The organism is Mesorhizobium sp. WSM4808 (assembly GCF_055811675.1).
Genome location: NZ_JBVVQX010000036.1, coordinates 1 through 17485, shown reverse-complemented (window position 1 = coordinate 17485; position 17485 = coordinate 1). Strand labels below are relative to the sequence as shown.

General features: G+C 59.1%; 13 protein-coding genes and 12 pseudogenes. 18 read left to right on the top strand and 7 right to left on the bottom strand.

Going from position 1 to position 17485, the window contains the following annotated elements:
* Nucleotides 1-86: 86 nt before the first annotated feature.
* From AC0L2U_RS32940 to AC0L2U_RS32920, 5 genes and pseudogenes are all read left to right on the top strand, one after another.
* Nucleotides 87-272 (top strand): tautomerase family protein, encoded by a 186-nt coding sequence (locus tag AC0L2U_RS32940; protein ID WP_473565022.1) that lies wholly within the window; start codon nucleotides 87-89, stop codon nucleotides 270-272.
* A gap of 216 nt (nucleotides 273-488) precedes the next feature.
* Nucleotides 489-1340 (top strand): alpha/beta hydrolase family protein, encoded by an 852-nt coding sequence (locus AC0L2U_RS32935; protein WP_473565019.1) that lies wholly within the window; start codon nucleotides 489-491, stop codon nucleotides 1338-1340.
* Nucleotides 1341-2037: 697 nt separating this feature from the next.
* Nucleotides 2038-2155, top strand: a pseudogene (locus tag AC0L2U_RS32930) (IS6 family transposase); the annotation flags it as partial.
* Nucleotides 2156-2182: 27 nt separating this feature from the next.
* Nucleotides 2183-2695, top strand: a pseudogene (locus AC0L2U_RS32925) (transposase); the annotation flags it as partial.
* Between the two features lie 436 nt (nucleotides 2696-3131).
* Entirely contained in the window at nucleotides 3132-3944 is an 813-nt protein-coding gene (locus AC0L2U_RS32920; RefSeq protein ID WP_473603471.1) for a TIM barrel protein, read from the top strand.
* A gap of 13 nt (nucleotides 3945-3957) precedes the next feature.
* Here the strand turns inward: AC0L2U_RS32920 and AC0L2U_RS32915 are convergent.
* Together AC0L2U_RS32915 and AC0L2U_RS32910 are read right to left on the bottom strand one after the other, a co-directional pair.
* Nucleotides 3958-4289, bottom strand: a pseudogene (locus AC0L2U_RS32915) (type 2 periplasmic-binding domain-containing protein); the annotation flags it as partial.
* 489 nt (nucleotides 4290-4778) lie between these two features.
* On the bottom strand, nucleotides 4779-6947 hold the full coding sequence (locus tag AC0L2U_RS32910) for a S46 family peptidase (protein ID WP_473603470.1): 2169 nt from the start codon (nucleotides 6945-6947) through the stop codon (nucleotides 4779-4781).
* 330 nt (nucleotides 6948-7277) lie between these two features.
* Here AC0L2U_RS32910 and AC0L2U_RS32905 point away from each other — a divergent pair.
* The 11 genes and pseudogenes from AC0L2U_RS32905 to AC0L2U_RS32855 all read left to right on the top strand — a co-directional run.
* Nucleotides 7278-7452, top strand: a pseudogene (locus AC0L2U_RS32905) (biotin synthase BioB); the annotation flags it as partial.
* 94 nt (nucleotides 7453-7546) lie between these two features.
* Nucleotides 7547-8254 carry an aminotransferase class III-fold pyridoxal phosphate-dependent enzyme gene (locus AC0L2U_RS32900; RefSeq protein WP_473603479.1) on the top strand — a complete coding sequence of 236 codons (708 nt, stop codon included), beginning with the start codon at nucleotides 7547-7549 and terminating at the stop codon, nucleotides 8252-8254.
* Nucleotides 8255-8273: 19 nt separating this feature from the next.
* A pseudogene (locus AC0L2U_RS32895) lies at nucleotides 8274-8441 on the top strand (aspartate 1-decarboxylase); the annotation flags it as partial.
* Between the two features lie 227 nt (nucleotides 8442-8668).
* A pseudogene (locus AC0L2U_RS32890) lies at nucleotides 8669-8830 on the top strand (transposase); the annotation flags it as partial.
* Nucleotides 8831-8859: 29 nt separating this feature from the next.
* Nucleotides 8860-9057: a hypothetical protein gene (locus AC0L2U_RS32885; protein ID WP_473603481.1), complete on the top strand. Its 198-nt coding sequence runs from the start codon at nucleotides 8860-8862 to the stop codon at nucleotides 9055-9057.
* A 233-nt stretch (nucleotides 9058-9290) separates the two neighbouring features.
* Nucleotides 9291-9509, top strand: coding sequence for a type II toxin-antitoxin system HicA family toxin (locus AC0L2U_RS32880; RefSeq protein ID WP_473603469.1), 219 nt, complete (start codon nucleotides 9291-9293; stop codon nucleotides 9507-9509).
* Between the two features lie 300 nt (nucleotides 9510-9809).
* A complete protein-coding gene (locus AC0L2U_RS32875) occupies nucleotides 9810-10586 on the top strand; it encodes a hypothetical protein (RefSeq protein ID WP_473603468.1) in 777 nt (258 codons plus the stop codon).
* A gap of 22 nt (nucleotides 10587-10608) precedes the next feature.
* Nucleotides 10609-10755: a hypothetical protein gene (locus AC0L2U_RS32870; RefSeq protein WP_473603467.1), complete on the top strand. Its 147-nt coding sequence runs from the start codon at nucleotides 10609-10611 to the stop codon at nucleotides 10753-10755.
* Nucleotides 10745-10968, top strand: a pseudogene (locus AC0L2U_RS32865) (IS6 family transposase); the annotation flags it as partial. The gene AC0L2U_RS32870 and the pseudogene AC0L2U_RS32865, both read left to right, overlap by 11 nt.
* A 300-nt stretch (nucleotides 10969-11268) precedes the next feature.
* Nucleotides 11269-11628 (top strand): transposase, encoded by a 360-nt coding sequence (locus AC0L2U_RS32860; protein WP_473603466.1) that lies wholly within the window; start codon nucleotides 11269-11271, stop codon nucleotides 11626-11628.
* 515 nt (nucleotides 11629-12143) lie between these two features.
* Nucleotides 12144-12494 carry a c-type cytochrome gene (locus AC0L2U_RS32855; RefSeq protein ID WP_473603478.1) on the top strand — a complete coding sequence of 117 codons (351 nt, stop codon included), beginning with the start codon at nucleotides 12144-12146 and terminating at the stop codon, nucleotides 12492-12494.
* A 404-nt stretch (nucleotides 12495-12898) separates the two neighbouring features.
* Here AC0L2U_RS32855 and AC0L2U_RS32850 read toward each other — a convergent pair.
* The 4 genes and pseudogenes from AC0L2U_RS32850 to AC0L2U_RS32835 all read right to left on the bottom strand — a co-directional run.
* A pseudogene (locus tag AC0L2U_RS32850) lies at nucleotides 12899-13270 on the bottom strand (DDE-type integrase/transposase/recombinase); the annotation flags it as partial.
* 213 nt (nucleotides 13271-13483) lie between these two features.
* The gene (locus AC0L2U_RS32845; RefSeq protein WP_473563837.1) at nucleotides 13484-15169 is read right to left on the bottom strand and encodes an NAD(P)/FAD-dependent oxidoreductase; all 1686 of its coding nucleotides are present in this window, start codon (nucleotides 15167-15169) and stop codon (nucleotides 13484-13486) included.
* Between the two features lie 259 nt (nucleotides 15170-15428).
* A complete protein-coding gene (locus AC0L2U_RS32840) occupies nucleotides 15429-15515 on the bottom strand; it encodes an isopentenyl transferase family protein (protein WP_473603477.1) in 87 nt (28 codons plus the stop codon).
* Between the two features lie 84 nt (nucleotides 15516-15599).
* Nucleotides 15600-15821: pseudogene (locus AC0L2U_RS32835) on the bottom strand (transposase); the annotation flags it as partial.
* Between the two features lie 342 nt (nucleotides 15822-16163).
* Here AC0L2U_RS32835 and AC0L2U_RS32830 point away from each other — a divergent pair.
* Both AC0L2U_RS32830 and AC0L2U_RS32825 read left to right on the top strand, forming a co-directional pair.
* Nucleotides 16164-16244, top strand: a pseudogene (locus AC0L2U_RS32830) (recombinase family protein); the annotation flags it as partial.
* Nucleotides 16245-16261: 17 nt separating this feature from the next.
* Nucleotides 16262-16814: pseudogene (locus AC0L2U_RS32825) on the top strand (ISNCY family transposase); the annotation flags it as partial.
* A 297-nt stretch (nucleotides 16815-17111) separates the two neighbouring features.
* Here AC0L2U_RS32825 and AC0L2U_RS32820 read toward each other — a convergent pair.
* Nucleotides 17112-17485: pseudogene (locus AC0L2U_RS32820) on the bottom strand (Ulp1 family isopeptidase); the annotation flags it as partial.

The following is a 17485-nucleotide window of genomic DNA, read 5'->3' as shown; positions in this document are numbered from 1 at the left end:
ACTGCATCCGTGAGGCGGTGGTCAGAGCTTTCCAAGTACCGCCCGCCGATCGCTATCAGATCCTGATCGAACACGAGAGAGCGCGTATGCGCGCGGAGGATACCGGCCTTGGCCTTTTTCGCAGTGACAGGCTGATCATTATCCAGGTGATCTCGCGAGCGCGGTCAACTGACGGCAAACAGGGCCTTCTATCGTTTCGTTGCAAGAGGGCTTTTTGGATGTGTGTGCGATCGACCTGCAGATGTTGTGGTCAGTATCGTAGAAAATGGTGACGCGGATTGGTCCTTCGGCCTTGATCGAGCTCAATTCATAACCGCGAGCTTCGCGGAAATTACGCATCGCGGCGGTGAAAGACGTCAATAGCTGATGCCAGTCCGACACGGCCGGCCATCAGCTTTGACCGGCCGCGCAAATTCCAAACAACAAGGAGAGAGAGAGCAGTTATGAAACAACTACACCGAACCGTTGCAGCGTCACTGGGAATGCTGATGACAACTTTTTTAGTTTCGGCGCAAGCCAAGGAGGCCATCATCAAGTTCCAGGTCGAAGGCCAGACAATCGTAGGCACGATGGTCACGCCTGATGATGTCGCGAATCCTCCCGTCATCCTGATGCTTCACGGTTTCACCGGCAGCCGCAACGAATGGAGTTCAGGGGCGGTGAAGGAAGGCCTGTTCGGGCGTGCCGCGCCGGTGCTCGCAAAGGATGGTATCGCTTCGCTTCGGATCGATTTTCGCGGCAGCGGCGAGAGTGACGGCAAATTCGAAGACATGACCGTCGAAACCGAGATAACGGACGCACAAGCGGCGCTCGACTTCCTATCGACAAATGACAGCGTTGACGGCAAACGTATTTCGTTGATGGGAATGAGCCTAGGCGGTGCGGTCACGACAGCAGTTGCCGGCCGGACGAAAACGCCTTTAAAGTCTGTCGTGCTCTGGAATCCCGGCATCAATCTTCCGGCAGCGTTCATCTCCATATTTGGCGAGAAGCAGATGGCGGAAGCTGTGACCGTGGGCGATAAAGTCTATCCGGCCAAGCGCGTCGGAGATGGGAAGGAAATTCCCTTGAAAGGCCGCTTCTTCGAGAGCCTCTACGCGGTGCAGCCTGCCGGCGAAATCTCGCGCTACAAGGGGCCGCTGTTCCTCGCGGTGGGCACGCGCGATAGCATCGTCTTTCCCCAACCCGTTCTCGCCAAGTCGTTGCTGGCTTATCACGACGGTCCGGAAGAACTGTGGGCTGAACCCGTTGATCATGGTTTCGGCGTTGAACAGAGTGCCAAGACCGTGGACAAGCTGATCTTAGCGACAGTCGCCTTCCTAAAGTCCAACGGCGAATAGCCTGCGCGTCGAACGGCGCTCACTCGGCCGCCAATGCCGCCGGATTGGCGGCCTCCAAGCGAAGGCGGTAACGCTCGCCTGTCGGTTATCCTTCATGCAGGATGCCTGCCCGCGTGAACCTGCCCGGTTCCCGAGTACATCCGCCCCATGACGACCGTAAGAAAAATTCGAGCTGATCGTGGGCCGCTCGCTGGCTGAAGACGGCGCGGCTATTATCGCGAGCTACAACGGCGTACTCGCGACTCTCTCAAGAAGCACCCAATCACGATATTACCTTCGATACCGGTAGTTGGGAAGAAGTCCGGTCGCAGGCGGAAATGATCGCAGGCGAGCGAGCATGTTCTCGACTGGTTCCATATTCCATGCGCAATGGAAGCTGCTTCCTTCCGCGTCAACCCGATCCTGCCCTCAATTGCGCACAGGATTGCTGGCCGGCGTCGCCATCGTCGAGCGCGCCGGGCCTGCGATGCTCGAGATGCTTCACACCGGTACGAGGGGAGCACCAGGTTTTGGGGTGGTCAAGCCGCGCGGATCATTTCGCCGTTCTCGCGATTGTCGTTCGCCGGGGTACCATTGCCGGAAGCTCGACCGCAGGGCCATCCAAGTCTGCGTGCGGGCTTTCAGCGAAGATGTGTTGCAAAGTCTTCGGTAACCAGGCGCATGGCACGGCCTCTGGTATTTTCGCCGGAGAGTTCAGATGTTCAAGGGCCGCCATTCGACCAGTCCGCCATTCTGCTTTGCGTTCGCTGGGATCTGGCCTACGGCTTGAGTCTTCGAGATTTGAAGGAATGATGGCCGACCGCGGCATCAGTATCGCCGGTTATGGCCATGGTGCAGCGACCGACCTCACGACCGGCGCTCCGGCCGGTGACGCGCGTGCCGCGGTCGTGACCGGTCTCTCAGCGCGAGCAAGCGAACGCGTCATTGAAGCGCACATCGAGTCGAGAGCTCACTTGATGAGCGACGAGTGGAAGCATTCATGGCCATTGGTGAGAGCTTTGCCAAGGCGAGACGGTGAAGCATACCAATGGTGAATGTGTTCGCGATGCCGTCCACGGCAATTCGGTAGAGGGCTTCAACGCCCGCTTCCGCCGTACCATCGCCGGCGTCTTTCATCATATCCCTCCAGCATGCCGACCTGTATTTCCACGAGGTTGGCCTCCGACGGCCACATCGTGTTATCCGGGAGCGCCGTTCGGCAAGGCATGGTCTAGAAGTCTTGAGGACCATGTGGTCGCGCGTGCCGCCGGCGCTGCAGCTACTGAGCGTTTTCGCGCTGCCACGGGGCGTCAGGCGCTGAAGCCTGGGGTGGAGGAATCATTAACAAATCAACCGTAGCTGCCTTTGGTTGCTAAATGCCTCGCGCGTTTTGAGCAGTTCTTGTCCCGACCCCATCATGCGAGCATCGTGTGACCTTTTGGCAAAGCGAGAGGCATCCCACAGTTGGGGCACTCGGCTGCTGCGGGTCACCTTCGACGGCGGCCACGCTTACTGATCTCGATTTGATTGTTGAACCTCGGTCTTAAGAGCAGCAGTGCTGACCTCAAGCTTTTTAACTGATGTCGAAATGAGTTTGGCCGCACGGCACGCGCAAGCGGAGCACCCTGGCCAGCCATTGTGCTCCAATCCGTGCTGTTTGCTCTCACACCCGCCCGGAAAAACCTGAGTTCGGCGCTGTTTATCATCCATCTCCTTTTCAGATGAAAAACATCTGATCTAATCGTTTGTCTTAATTCAAGTGTCGCAATAGGGTCGACGAAATTTCCGGGAACATTGAAGGAAAGCCAAGCCATGCGCCAAGCAGCGCCCCGCTTTGCACTCGATCACATGGCGACGGCCGGACTCGACGTCAGGGCACTTTTCGCAGTTGCCCGTGACCAGGGCCTGACCGATGTCCAGATCCGCAGCCAACCGTACAGCAATGCTATTGCACGCGGCATGCCGGCGGCGGACGTCCGGGCTGCCGCCGGCGAAGCAGGCGTTGGGATCATTTCCATCAATGCCTTGCAGCGCTTCAACGAGTGGACACCCGCCCGCAAGACCGAGGCGAGCAGGCTCGCCGATTATGCGGCGGCCTGCGGAGCCGAGGCGCTCATGCTAATGCCGGTCAACGACGGCTCCTGGCCCGCGAATGGCGAGCGCAGGGGCGATCTCCGCTTTGCCTTGAAGGCGCTCAAGCCGATCCTCCAGTCGCGCGGCCTGATCGGTCTCATCGAGCCGCTGGGCTTCCAGACCTGCTCACTTCGATCGAAGAACGAAGCGGCTAAGGCCATTGCCGCCATTGATGGCCAGTCCGTCTTCCGCCTCGTGCACGACACATTTCATCACACGCTCGCCGGGGAGCCATTCTTCTCCTGCGAACTGACTGGTCTCGTGCACATTTCAAGCGTGAACGATCCGATCCACTGGGTCTACCCCGATCGCGTCCTAGTCGGTTCCGACAATGGCAGCCAGATCCGGGCGCTGCTTGATGGCGGCTATGGGGGACCCTTCTCATTCGCACCGTTTCTCGACGCAGCCGACCCGCAGGACGACCTCGCAGGCGCGCTTGCCGCGAGCATTGATCTCGTCCGACGCGGGCTATTGACGCGAGTGGCGGCGTGAGACGCGGTATCAATCAGGGCTTGCGACCCTTTTTGGCGTCCTGCGGAGAAGTCATTCGAGACGCTTCCTGCAACAATATCTCTCGCATCCAGATGCTTGCCACATCACTGTTGTGAAGGGCGGGCCATTGCGCGCCTCGGTAAATGCGGGAAGCGGCAGCGGAAGTTCGATGATCTTTAGTGGGAAGGTTTTCTTGAAATGCTCAACCAGCCGGGAGGGCATGGTCGCTATACGGGCTGTGCCTGAGACCATCGGCGGGATCATGCCAAAGGCCTGCACGATAACCTCGACACGTCTCTTGAGGCCATGCTCAAGCAAAAAACGCTCCTCGATGGAGGGCTTCAGCTCGGACCTTGACTAGTGTGATTAACGAACGTCATTTCGCTGGTCGAACGGGTGAACCGCTTTATTGGTTCGTCGCCCGTAGCGCTTCCATTCCCTATGCTGCCTTCATTTCGCGGTCCTCGCCAAACTGTTCAGACAAATCGAGCCAGCTCTCCCGCGGACAGACGCCGGCAAGCTGTGCGTGGACTTAGCGAAACAGCCGTCCGCAATTTAGCGGAATCCCTGTCCAGAGTTTGCGAAACACGCAACCAAAACATGAAAGTGCGATGTTCAGGCGCATCGGTGCGACTGCACCAAGCTACGTCATTTGAAGTGATGCCAAGGGGAAACGGAATTGAGCAACGGCTCAAGCGCTGGCGAACCTTCGAATGTTGCGCATATTGGAGCGCCGCCGATTCGAGCACGATCAACGATCGCTGTGGCAAGCTCACGTCAATGTCTCCGAAGTGCCGTTCTCTGGCGAGGCCGACGCATTTGCCGCCCGCCAGACTACCCCGCTCGGGAGCGCGACGCCGGCAGCACTCCCATTTCCTTGAGCAACCGGCCAGCGCCGTCAATCTTGTCCATGGTCCAGAGCATGAAGCGGCTGTCGACATGGATGCTGCGACTGCGGTCTGCGGCATATGCCCAATCGGAGATCACTCCATCAAGCGTGCCATCGAAGGCGAGGCCGACGAACTCGCCGCGCCCATTCAGCGTCGCCGAGCCGCTATTGCCGTTGGTGATGTCGGCGGTGGACAGGAAGTTGACCGGCAGCGTGCCCAGCGCCGGCGCGACATAGGGGCCATAATCCTTGGCTCGGATCGCTGCGATAGCCGCATCTGGAGCGTCGAACTCACCCTTGCCCGTTTCTTTGGCCAGAAGTCCCTCGGCCGTGGTGAAGGGCGTCCAGGTCTGCCCGTCGCGTGTTCGCCCCGCCACCTTGCCCCAGGTGATGCGCAGTGAGCCATTCGCGTCGGGATACATCGGCCGGCCGATTGCCTGCCGGTAGGCACGCTGACCGTGCATATAGATGGCGCGAGCCGCCTGGCTGCGTCCAGCACGGTCCTTCGCAGCCTGCTCCGCAGCGATGTCGCCGGGATAGAGAGCGACCGCCAGCTTGATGAAAGGGTCCTCGGATGCCTCGAAGGCAGCAGCGGGCTTATCAAGCCAGCCGAGCCGCGTCGCCGTGTCTGCGAGTTTGGTGCCTGCATAAAGTCGGTCAAGGCCAGTTTGGCCCAAAGCACTTTCGAAAGCAGTATCGCGGTCCTTTGCATCCAGCCGGCGATATTCGTCGAGTGCGGCCTCGAAAAGCTTTCGATCGATGTCTGGCAAATAGCGGCGTTCGATCTGCGTCAGCTGATCCGAGATTTCTTTATGGTTACGATCCTGAAAGCCGCTTTCACGGTCTTCATCGGGCTTCTCGTGCTCCTTTGTCCAGCGATAGAGAGTGCGTGCCGATGACAGTAGTTGCGCGCGATTGAGCAACGCCTGGCGCAGCCTCGCCAGCGAAGCCCGGCTATTCTCGCCCACCATCGCGTCCAGTTCGCGGATTGCTGCGTCAAAGCGCGTCTGCCGCACGGGATACTCAGCGACCCAAGCGCGAAAAACTTCCTCCTCGGTAGCCTTGCGCGCGTCGAGGCCGATCGCGTCGGCGCCGACTAGATCGCCCGCCAGCTTCTTCTTGTAGTTTTCAACGCCTTGTAGGATGGAGGCGTAGCGGATCTGCGCTTCGCGATTGCCTGCCGTGGCTTGCTTAATCTGAGCGGCATAATCCGAGAGCAAACGCTGGGACAGTGGTTCGTATTCGGCGAAGTTGAACTGGACTTCATCGGCGGTGAGGAACCGCTGGGTTGCGCCGGGAAAGCCGGCGACCATCACGAAATCGCCTTCTTGGACGCCTTGACGGGCTATGGGCAGCCAACTCTTTGGCCGGTAAGGCACATTGTCACGCGCATAAGGCCGGGAGGAACCATCAGGAGCGACATAGGCGCGATAGAAGCCGAAATCGCCTGTGTGGCGCGGCCACATCCAATTGTCCGTTTCGCCGCCGAAGTTACCGGTGCCGAGCCCGGGCGCATAGACGAGGCGCACGTCCTGAATTTCAAGGTTCTGCTGGAGATAGTAGAAAGCGCCGCCATAGTAAGGCCTCACGTCGCAGCGGCGACTGGCCTGTTCTTCACATGCAGCGATCAGCGCCTTGCGGTTCGCTTCGAGCCGCTCATAGCGGGCAAGGCCGTTCAGCTTGTCCGAGACGCCCTTGAGCATGTCAGCGGTCACATCCCGCATATCCTCGGTCACATAGATGCGGCTGCCGGGCGCCGCAGGCAATTCTTCACCCAGGCTCTTCGCCAGAAACCCATTGGTGAGATAGTCTTGACCCTCCCGGCTGTTGTACTGGATGGACTCCAGCACGCAGTGATGGTTGGTGGCGACCAGCCCTTGCGGACTGACGAATGAGGCGGAGCATCCGCCCAGTGAAACGATCGCGCTAAGCGGGGCAGCGCCCAGACGGCTCAGCTGCGCGGGATCGATCTGGAGCCCATCCGCGCGCATGGCCGCGCCGACTTCCGCACTCTGGGCCGGCATCCACATGCCTTCGTTCGCCGATGCAGCGGTGGCCGTCCAGAGCAAGGCGATGGCACTTACCCAAGCAACCATATCACGTTCGCAGTTCATACTGGTGCCTCTCCCATTCTATCTACTTGTCTCCCCCGACTGGATCGACTTCGGGCTGGCCGGCGACGCCAGCGCCTGCGCGGCTGCCACTGGGACGGTCAACGCAAACAGCTAGGATGACGCTCCCCTCATCGTATCGGTTCTGGGCAACGTTTGCGGCTCGTCCGTTGCACTAATCGTGCCAAAGCAATAAAGCTTTCAACGACCCAAACGGTAAGCTGCCTTCCATGTCCGACCTCCGACATTTCGTCGTAGACCCGACGCCCTCGTCCTCGCTAGCGACGAGCCCGCTGCCGAATCGCCGTCGCCTGTCCATAATCGTGAGAGCGCGTTTCTTCACCCGATCTGCCGGAACATCCCGAAAGCGTCCGATCGACATGCTTATCCCGATCGACGGCACCCCGCTTGCCGACGCCAAGCCGATCGAGCCGATCGAATTCGTGCGCGTGATCGCGCTGGCGCGCATCAGATGCCGAAATCGCATGTCCGTCTTTCAGCCGATCGCCGAGACCTCAGGCACGCTGCTGACCGCCATGAGGTGATGACCGACTGGGGACGCACCGCAACCATGTTCGCCTGCGAGCAGGCCTCCATTTCTCCTGATATCCTTTGCACCTCGAAGCCTGACCGGCGGCGCTATCCCGCTGGCTGCCACGCTGGCCACCGATACGATCCTCCAAGGCTCATTTTCGATCGACCGGAAGAAGACCTTCTTTCATTCGAGTTCGTACACCGCCAATCAGATTGCCTGTGCGGGCCGCACTCGCCAATGTCGAGATCTGGCGGAACGAGCCTGTCGCCGAGCGGATCGCGGCCTTGAGCGCGATGCAGGCCGCCGGGGCTTCGACGCTTTCGCGACACCTTTCTTCACCGGCAGCCGGGCGACCGGCACGATCGCGGCACTCGATCTGCGCGCCGGCTCCGCCGACTATCTGGCCGAGATCGGACCGAAACTGCGCGCGTTCTTCCATGAGCGCGGCCTGCTTATTCGCCCGCTCGGCAATGTCCTCTACCCCCTCCCGCCCTATTGCATCACCGGCGACGAGTTGGACGGTCTCTATGGCGCCATCGAGGATGGCCGGCGAACGCTTCGGTTCGAGGCCACGGGCAGATCGTCGCGCATTCTCGGGCTTGGCCACCATGCGCCCGGGCGAAAGGTCGATAACCCGGAAATCGAAACCGGTCTCGGGCTCGAACCTGGCTGGATCGAGCAGCGCACCGGAATTCGCTCGCGATTCTGGGCAACGGACGAAGACACGTTGTCTGGCCTCGCCGCCCGTGCCGGCGACATGACTGGTCATTCATGATGGATAGGACAACAGACCAATGCGAAAGCTAGTCGCTGGCAAGCTGCACGGCATCCACGTCACCGAAGCGAACCTCAACTACCGCTCGATTGCGCTCGACCCCGTCCACTGCGAGGCAGCCGGAATCCTGCCCATGGAATTCGTGGAGATATGGAACAAGAATTCCGGAGCGCGGATTTCGACCTTCCAAAAATCTTCGCGGACGTCCTGAACGCAGGAAACTAAGGCGATGGATGCCCTCAGCTGGCAACGCACTCGTCGCCAAGCCTAGGCGAAGCACGAAATGATTGGTCTGGTAGAGACCCTCAGCTTTCAGCGTTGCCCGGAACTCTCGCCGTACCCGTCCGGTGACGGCCGCCTTGCTGAGGTAGGCTGAAGGCTGCGAGTCCTAGTGCAAGCACTAGGAGTAGCCCTGTGACGAAGCATCAGATCGAAGTGATCACGTCGGTTGAGCGACGCCGGCGCTGGTCTCGGGAGGAGAAGGAGCGCTTGGTCGCGGCGACGTTTGAGGCTGAGGCCAGTGTTTCCGAGATCGCACGATCGGCCGGCATTCATGGAAGCCAGCTTTTCCGGTGGCGCAAGGAGCTCTGGTCTCCGCGCCGTCCATGCCGCAACTCGTTCCCGTGGAAGTCGTCGAGGCGCTGCCAGCGCCGCAACCGCCTGCGCAGCCACCGCCGATCTCCCGACCGCGCAAGAAGAGCAGCATGGTGACGATCGAGCTTGGGGCCCGCCGCCTGCGGGTCGAGAGTGATATCGATAGCGAGGCACTCGGCCGGATCCTGGATGTTCTGGAGCGGCGATGATCCCGGTTCCGAGCGGCGTAAAGGTGAGTCCTTCTCGATATTCTGGGCTGCCGTGCCGAGGCGCAACGCCGTTGACGCTGTCGCCGCCTTCGGTGACGCCGGACTTAAGTCCGGTAAGCGGAAGGAGGATGCGCACGGAGCTATACAAAAACTCCTTGGCACCTCGGATCGTCAACCACGTGTTGCGGTCGGGAAAGCTGCGCGCTGTCGGCCGCCAGCCAAGGAGTATGCAAATGTCTTCCAGTTCAGAGATGAAGAAGGTTCGTCGCGCGCTCGGGCGTGACGGGTTCACCGCGGTCAAGACTCGCGGCGGCCACTGGCGCTTCGAGCACCCGCAGATGTGCGGCCCGGTTTTCGCGGCCGACAAGCCTTCCGATCATCGTGGCATCAAAAACCTCATGTCGGAGCTTCGGCGCAAGCTGCGCCCCGCCAACGACAACCAGGGTAAGTGATGCCAAGGGCCGCCCATTCGGTGGGCGGCCCCCCAAACGCAAATTGAACAACGGCGACAGACGCGCGTGCGCGCTCGCCCAGGAGAACCAGAAAAATGATCAAGTTGATTTCGGACGATCACGTCCTTCCCCGCCCGGTGGAACGCTTGCCGGACTATGCCCACGCCAAGGCGCGCCAGGCGCTCTCTGAGAAGGTCATCGATGCCTTCGGCCTTTCGGAGGCCTCAGCGACGGCGATTGCCAATGCCGTCGTCGTCCGAGCGAGGTGCGCAAGTCGATTGGCGATACGACTGATCCGATGTGGAGAAGATTCCCGTCCCCGGCGGCACGCTGCTCGGCATCCGCACCAGCGTGTGGGCCCGGCGGACGATGCCGGACCCGCGCAATCCCAGGACATTGCCGTCGCGGCGGCATCCTTTCGCCATCGACCCCGGCGCGGGTGGCGAGGACTCCAAGTTCCGGCCCGTGCCGGAGCGGCACAAGGCGGAACTGGCAGTGGACATCGAGAACCGTCATCACCTGACCTGGGCGGCGCAGCAGGCGGCGAGCTTCGTCCTCGCTGAGAACGACTGGCGCGCTTCGATCGAATCGCAGGGTGTGATGGAGGCGGTGTGGCTGGTCGCCACCACGTACCAGCATGGCGACGGCTCGGCTCCCGCGACCACGCTGACCACTGTCGAGGGTTCGTCGCGCACCACGGCAGTCCACAACATCCTTGGCGTGCATTCCGCAGACGTCCCCTATGACGACGGCGATGCCAAGTTTCGGGCGCATATCCGCAAGCTGAACGATGCCTTCCAGCGTGGCGAGCGTGACCGCGAGACTCTGGTTTCGCTGCGCTGTGAACGGATTCCGGCCCTGATCCTGGTCGGCTTCCGGCCACATGCCGAAGGCGTCACAGGCTTTCCCACCGCGGTGAAGTCTCTGGTTGCACTCCGCAATGTCGATCCGCCCAAGCCCTGGGGCGAGGGACCGGAAAATGAATCGCTGGCCGACGAGGTGCTGGACGAACTGTATCGGCGTGATCTGATCTCGAGACTATTATGCCGGCTCATGCACCCGCGCGGAAGCGCGTGAAGCGCATCTGCCCGACGATCCGGTGCAGCGCGCGGCGCAGATCGTGCGGTTGTTCACCAACAAGGATGAGCGCTTCGACGAAGCCATTCGTGTGGCGGTGACCAGCCAGTCCACGCGCAAGCGCATTGGCGTTATCAACTTAACTCGCGTTCAGGGATATGCGGCATAGACCCGATGTCGTGAACACCGCAACCGTCAGCTACAAGCGCCATCGTTTCCCGCCGCAGATCATCGCCAATGCGGTCTGGCTCTACTACAGGTTCCCCTTGAGCCTGCGTCTGGTCGAGGAAATGCTGCTGGAGCGCGCGGGATCGTGGTTTCGTATGAGACAATCCGCCGGTGGGGCATCAAGTTCGGTCCGCATTACGCTCGCCGCTTGCGACCGCCTCTGTGATGCTTATGAAGCTACGTGAGGCGATCGCGTGGCGCAGGGAAGACATGGTGCTCAAGGGCGAAGTCGAGATCGACGGCAATACGCTGGCGGCTATATCCGACCCGAGAACAAGGCCGAAGACCGCGTCGACCGCCGGCCGAGACCGCGCTCCCTGGGCGCCAAGGCGCACAGCCGCTTCATGTTCTGGAACTGCTTCAGGCGTGGCGGCCATTCACGCGCGGCATCCGCGACGATGACGGAGGTGGGCAGCGGTCCGTGACCACGTCTCCCGCGAAGCTACCGTGAACCGTGATCTCCGACGAGCATGGCAGCTACAACGACCTGGCGGGCGTCAACAAGCTGAAGCGAGTGAACCACTCCAAGGCCTACCAGACCGAGGGCGGCACGAACACCAACCAGGTCGAAAGCTTCTTCTCGCGGGTGCAGCGCACCTACCCGACCAATCTTTGCGAGCTGTCGAGGACCGCTGACAGACGATTTGCGATATGTGTCTGCGGGGCCTTGGCTGCGACTCCTCGGAAATGGATCCCATTCGCATTTTGTATGAAATCGCCGGCTTCTCCGGTTGGCACAAGCGTTGCAGAGCTATTTGCGATAACATTTCGCCTAATGGGTAGGACGCATGAATTGCTGCAACAAGCTGCCTGACATCGGCCGCCGGCAATTTCTAAGAGGAGGAACGTTTGCCGATGCAGGAAGGGCCATACCTGTGTAACTGCCTGCGCAGACTCAGACAAAGTCTGCACTGGGGCTGGCACTCGTCGAATACCCATCGAACAGGCTGAAGCCGAACGAACCCTCGACGTCAGTTACCAGACGGCGCGGACCGGACCGCGACATTTTCAGATTCTCGACCACGCGCCCGCACAAGAGCTTTCCATGGGACTACAACGCAGATGACCACTCCTTTAGTTGTCCCGACCACAACACACATTTGAAAGGTAGCAGATCTGGGACTAGTCGACGGCCAATGTTCCTCAATACGAGCTGCGCATCGACGCCAAGGGCGAAATCTACGCCGAGTGAGTCGACGAGCTTCTTTACGGCTGCCTGAGCAACGTACTTTAAGCGAGGATTGGATCATGGCTTATAAACATATCGACCGCCTGCCGTATCTTCAATCGGGGAATTCCCGCGTGAAATATCTGTTCGTCGGCGCCACAATGGTTTTGGCGTGCTTGCCTCCGGTCGCCCGGGCTCAGGATATCGAGGCCGGAAAGACAGTCTTCAAAAAGTGTGCCGCCTGCCACAGCGCTGACACCGACGCGAATAAGGTCGGGCCAACCTTGAAAGGCGTTGTAGGCCGGACAGCTGGCACCGTCTCGGGCTATTCGTACTCGAAAGCCATGAAGGATGCGGGCGCAGCGGGCCTCGTATGGGATGAGCCGAACCTGATGGCATATTTGGCCAATCCCAAGGCGAAAGTCCCGGCGAACAAAATGGGGTTCCCTGGCCTCAAGAATCCCGAGGACCTCAAAAACGTCATCGCCTATCTCAGGAGTGTGTCAGGTTAGAAACCTTTGGCCGTTGCGTTTCGGGAACAACGCGAAGGAGGGAGCAATCGTGTTTCACGCCGTGAAACCAGTTTCGAAAGCCGACTGTTCTGTCGGGCAAAGTGGCGAAGCTATCCGACGCGGCTGGTCGAGCCGGCCTGTGCTCATGCCGTCAGCAACCGCAGGACGGGAACCCATCCAATACGCTTGCTCTGGCTTCGCCACGACGGTACTCATTAGGCCGCGTCCTATGGCTCTGCCCAAAATATAGCCATGCGTCGCCGCGCCCTTAATAGGTCAAAGTTGGTTAAGTTGCTCCCTCTTCCGGCAGCCTGCATTCAGCAAGGGCCGCCGACAATTGACTCATTTCGCTGAGTTTCCGGCTTGTCTGCTTATACACGCGTTGAGACCTGCAGCCGCTGATGTCAGCTGACCATGGCCACGGCTTTCCATTCCGCCATGGCCAGCAGGCGGTGAATATGTGTAGCGAGAGCGGAGCGTTTTGAGCGGGGCGGGACGAAGAGATTGCGCAGAGCCGAGAAGATCGAAACGAAGCGTTGCAGTGCTCCTGGTGATCGGAAGCCTTGCATAATCCGCTCCCGTTTTCGCGGCGGCACATGCGAATTCTCGGCACGGTTGTTCAATCCCTTATGCGACCAATGCTCGACGTCTGGCATCACCTGTCGCCTGGCTGCTCCATAGGAGCGCAGCTTGTCGGTGATCATGCGCTTCGGCGCGACGCCTTTCTTCTTCAGCAGCCGCGTCAGCAAGCGCTTGGCCGCTTTGGTGTTGCGGCGGTTGCAGTACCGATGCTACTGCATCCCGCGCCTGTCAGCGCAGGGAATCCCATCCTAACCGGTCGACCATGGATTTTTGCGCCCTAAAGTGCCGATTCCCTGATATCCAACGCCGAAGTTTTCCCGGCCAGTATTTGATTGCAAATCTCCTCGAGTGTGGACGTTGCAAACATTTAAGAAGCCTTCTCTAAAGAACGCTAAATTTACCGGTTCTCAATATCGATAAGCGGGATTCATCGAATCAATAGGGTTACCGCTCAAGAGCTGGCCGCCACTGCTGCGGATAACAGCACATGCGGCATTCAAGCCCGTTTGTACCGCGCCCTCGACCCACCCGCCGGTAAAGGAGCATCCACATCCTGCGAGATACAAGCCCGTGTCTTCTTCCGGTCTTTTTGCGGTAGCGAATTGGAAAAATAACCGTTCTGAATAAATGTCTTCACCAGGATAATTGAGCTTGAAGGCACCTACCGAATATGGATCCATCAGCCAATCGTGCTGCAGGACATGACGTTCATAGTCACCGTTAGCCGGGACTAGATGACGGGCGAAATCAGGGGAAATGGTGGCCAGATCATCGACCAGACGCTGGCACCGTTCCTTTTTGTCCAGAATGGAAAGCATTTTGTTAGCATCATCTTCCCATGTATAACTTAACAGCACCACGCCCTTATCATCCGGATCATCTGGCTGATAGTCTAGGCAGTAAACCCCTCTGGCAAGGCCATCTGACAAGATGGTTGTCGGCGAGCCTTTTTTTAACCAGAACTTGCTTTCCGTCAGCATAAACAGCTTGGAAGAGCCGGTAAGGTGAGTTTCTCTGACCGCTCGCAAAACTTCGTTAGTAAGAAAGGTTCCATCCGCCGTGAGACGATGGGCCAGCTCCATAGCTCGATTGCTGGTAGTGACGATGACGCGGTCAAAAGGCACGACCTGCCCTCCTGCGCATGTCACGAGAATCTGACCGCCCTGTTTGTAAATACGGCTTACATGACCGTAGCGGACCCGCTGCCGCAAACTCACACCGTTAAGCTCCTGTTCAGCCAACCGTTTCACCAACAGGGAGATCCCTCCCATAATCAGGCGCTGATCGTCCTCGTACCCGTTAATTACTAGACGCAGTATCTCAGTAAACGCGGCTTGGTACACAGGTAAAAAGCCTCCAGATCCAATCCCCAGCGATCCGAAAAGCTCAAAATCTTCCGGCCTTTTCCAAGGTACGCGCCCTGGTGGCTGCGGTCCGGTAAAGATGGTGACGAGGGCCGAATAGAAGGAGATGTCACGAAACGAATCTAGCCAGGCCTGCCATGCGTCACGAGCTTGATCAAAGCGATGCGACCGAAGCAAAGTTGTGATCTTTGCCGGTGCGGGCAGTTGAATCCCTTCGTGCACGTAACCGTCGCTTATCAAAGCCTGCCATCCTTGATGAACGCGTCTGAACAGTGGCGGCGGAGACTCGCCGGCCTGCCATAAATGACGCGCACCTCGATAGTGCACCTCGGTATCCACGATGCCCGGATCGGGGAAGGAAGCTGCGGTATCTATCCTCAATTTGTCCAGATAATGGAACAGGCAGGTTGCGCTGGAAGGAAAGCGCATAGCGCCCATCTCGGCAATGAGATGCGGTTCGCGCGGGTCGAAGATTTGTGACCAAGCCCGCCCACCCATACGATCCCGCGCCTCAAATAGCACGATGTCCGTTATTCCGGCACGCAAAAGTTCAGTCGCCGCAACCAAGCCACTGATGCCGGCGCCCACAATGCCAACCCGCGGGCGCCGACTGTTTTGAGCAAAGCTCCCAATACCACCTTCAGATTCGCTCAATCGCAAGAACGGTCCATAATCATACAGAAGATCGATACTTGGTAATGAATTTCTTGCGATAGTATTGTTCAGCATACCGCTCTCCGGTGATAGTTATATTTCTTGAGATCTAGTGTAGCCCCCCCCTCAGAATGCCTCCACCGTTAAATTGGACCGTTGGCCACAGCAGAACAATTGCTGCGGACAGGAGGCGCTATTACGGTTTGTATTAGAAGGGAGATTGTCATCTTTAGTACTTGGTAATAATAATCACTGCAAACGCATCTGGCTAATCGACGATTGACGCATATTTATTTGGTCGAGAATCGTTCAGCCGAAATACATCGCGTTCCTCTCATATTGGGAAGTTTCGCTCCTGCCACCGAGCATGTTCCAAATACTCGTGCGCGATATCTTCGATTAATGCTTGATAACTATCCATATTATCTATTTCTTTCTATCACTAAATCTCACTCATTGAATTATTATTACGTTTCATATGTAATATAATACGCTTCCTCACTGATCAGAACCCATTTGTCCGTTCTCTTCGGCCGATGGACATGGTGCGCCAAGGCTGGTTTTCGAGCTTGCGCCAAGCATCGCAGCAATGGGCGACGATATCGTCATAGGATTTGAAGATGCGGTTCGACAGCCAGTTTTCGCGCATGACGAGCCAGAGGTTTTCGACCGGGTTGAGCTCCGGTGATTTCGGCGGCAGTGGCAGGATGGTGATATTCGTGGGCACGACGCCTGGCGTCCTTTCCGGCAAGCAGCCTTTGGTTGCTTCCATCGACGGCTATATCACTTGGGGGGCGAGGATGAGGCAGCTGACTACGTCGACGAAAACGGCCAGGCATGGCAGGCCACGCCCGGTGCAGTCGCGTGGCTGGCGGAGGTTACCAGAAAGCTGAAACCACGACGACTGCGTGACTGACCACCGGAACCGATGGGCGTGTTCTAATTTGGGTATACCCGGCCTGAACACCTGCCATGAACACGTCGCAACCGGAAAAGCTTGTATATTGTGGGCTCAATCTTCGTCAATGAACAGAGCATCGCGCCGGCACACCCAAAATGAACAGTTTGCATGACCCGCATCGGATACGCCCGCACCTCCACCACCGAACAGAACCTCGCCGCGCAGATCGCCGCGCTCAAGGCCGCCGGCTGCGAGGTCATCCGCGAAGAGCAGAAAAGCGGTTCAGTCCGCCAGCTACGCCGCATCAGCGTCTGGTTGCAGACGCTCGCACCTCAGATGCAGTCCGCTCCCGTCTGCAGGAAATCTACGCCGGGCTCGATCCTGTCCTGCTATTGCGCGATATCCGTGCCGTGCAGGAGCGACTCGCTGCGCTTGCCGATACTCCGCCCGCCATGCGCCCTGACGGAACAGCTCAGCCAATCGACCTTTTCTTGGCGAGTTTGCGGACTGCTTGGAAGGACGGAGCTATCCGGCCGACGGGTCGCCCGATTGTGAAAGCCAAAAGGGGGCGGCGGCGTCCTGACCCTCTCGTCAAGGCGACTGCGGACTCACGAAATTGGTTCGAAGCCGAACCATGGCGAAACCGGCAGCGAACTTCTGTCACGACTGCAGGCCGAGTATCCCGGCGATTACCCGGACAAACTGCTTCGAACGCTTCAGCGCCGGCTAAAAGTCTGGCGCAGCGAACAGGCGGACGCGTTGCTGTTTGGCCCCTTGAACAAGGAGCCGCCGATCCTGGAGATCGCGGGGCCACACTGAGGCGCCGTGGCGCTCGCTAAGGAGGCCGGGCGCTGCGAAACCCCGGCCATCTGCGCGCCCGGCCTCCTTAGCCCCAAGCCGGGAGCAAAATGGATGAGGCAACGCTCGAATCTCGAGGAACATCGTTACGTGAGGCAATACGGCATCTCATCCTGATCGTCGCGCTATAGAGTTCCAGGCCTACATCGCCTTCCAACAATGCCAGCCTGATCAATTACGGCGAGAGCTACGGCCCGGAGAGCGCATCAGCGCCTCTGTCGTGAAAAGAGCTGTTCTGCTTGGCCCCAGCCATGGAGCTCAACGTCCCGCGTCGGAGCGCTCTCTGCTTCTGAAGGAGGCCATCAGCTCCGCTCGGGCTTGATCGGAGGCTTGGCTGATGGACGTCGTGGTTGCTTCGCTCGGCTGCCGCCCCATGGCGCTTTGCGGATTATCAGTCCTCTGCCTCTTCGCTGGCCGCAACAGCGCTGTTGAATCTTCATTGTTGATGATGACGCCCCCGCTGTTCACGAGGTTGCTCCTGTCAAGTGTACTCGTCAGCTCGCCCTGGGCCTCGCGCGTCTTGCCCAAGTGCCGTTCAAACGGCGCTGGCGCGATTTGTCGGGCTTGCTGCTCTTGCAAGACGGCGTGTTGCACCTGCGACCCGGCTGCTGCAAAAGCATCCGCGGGGATTG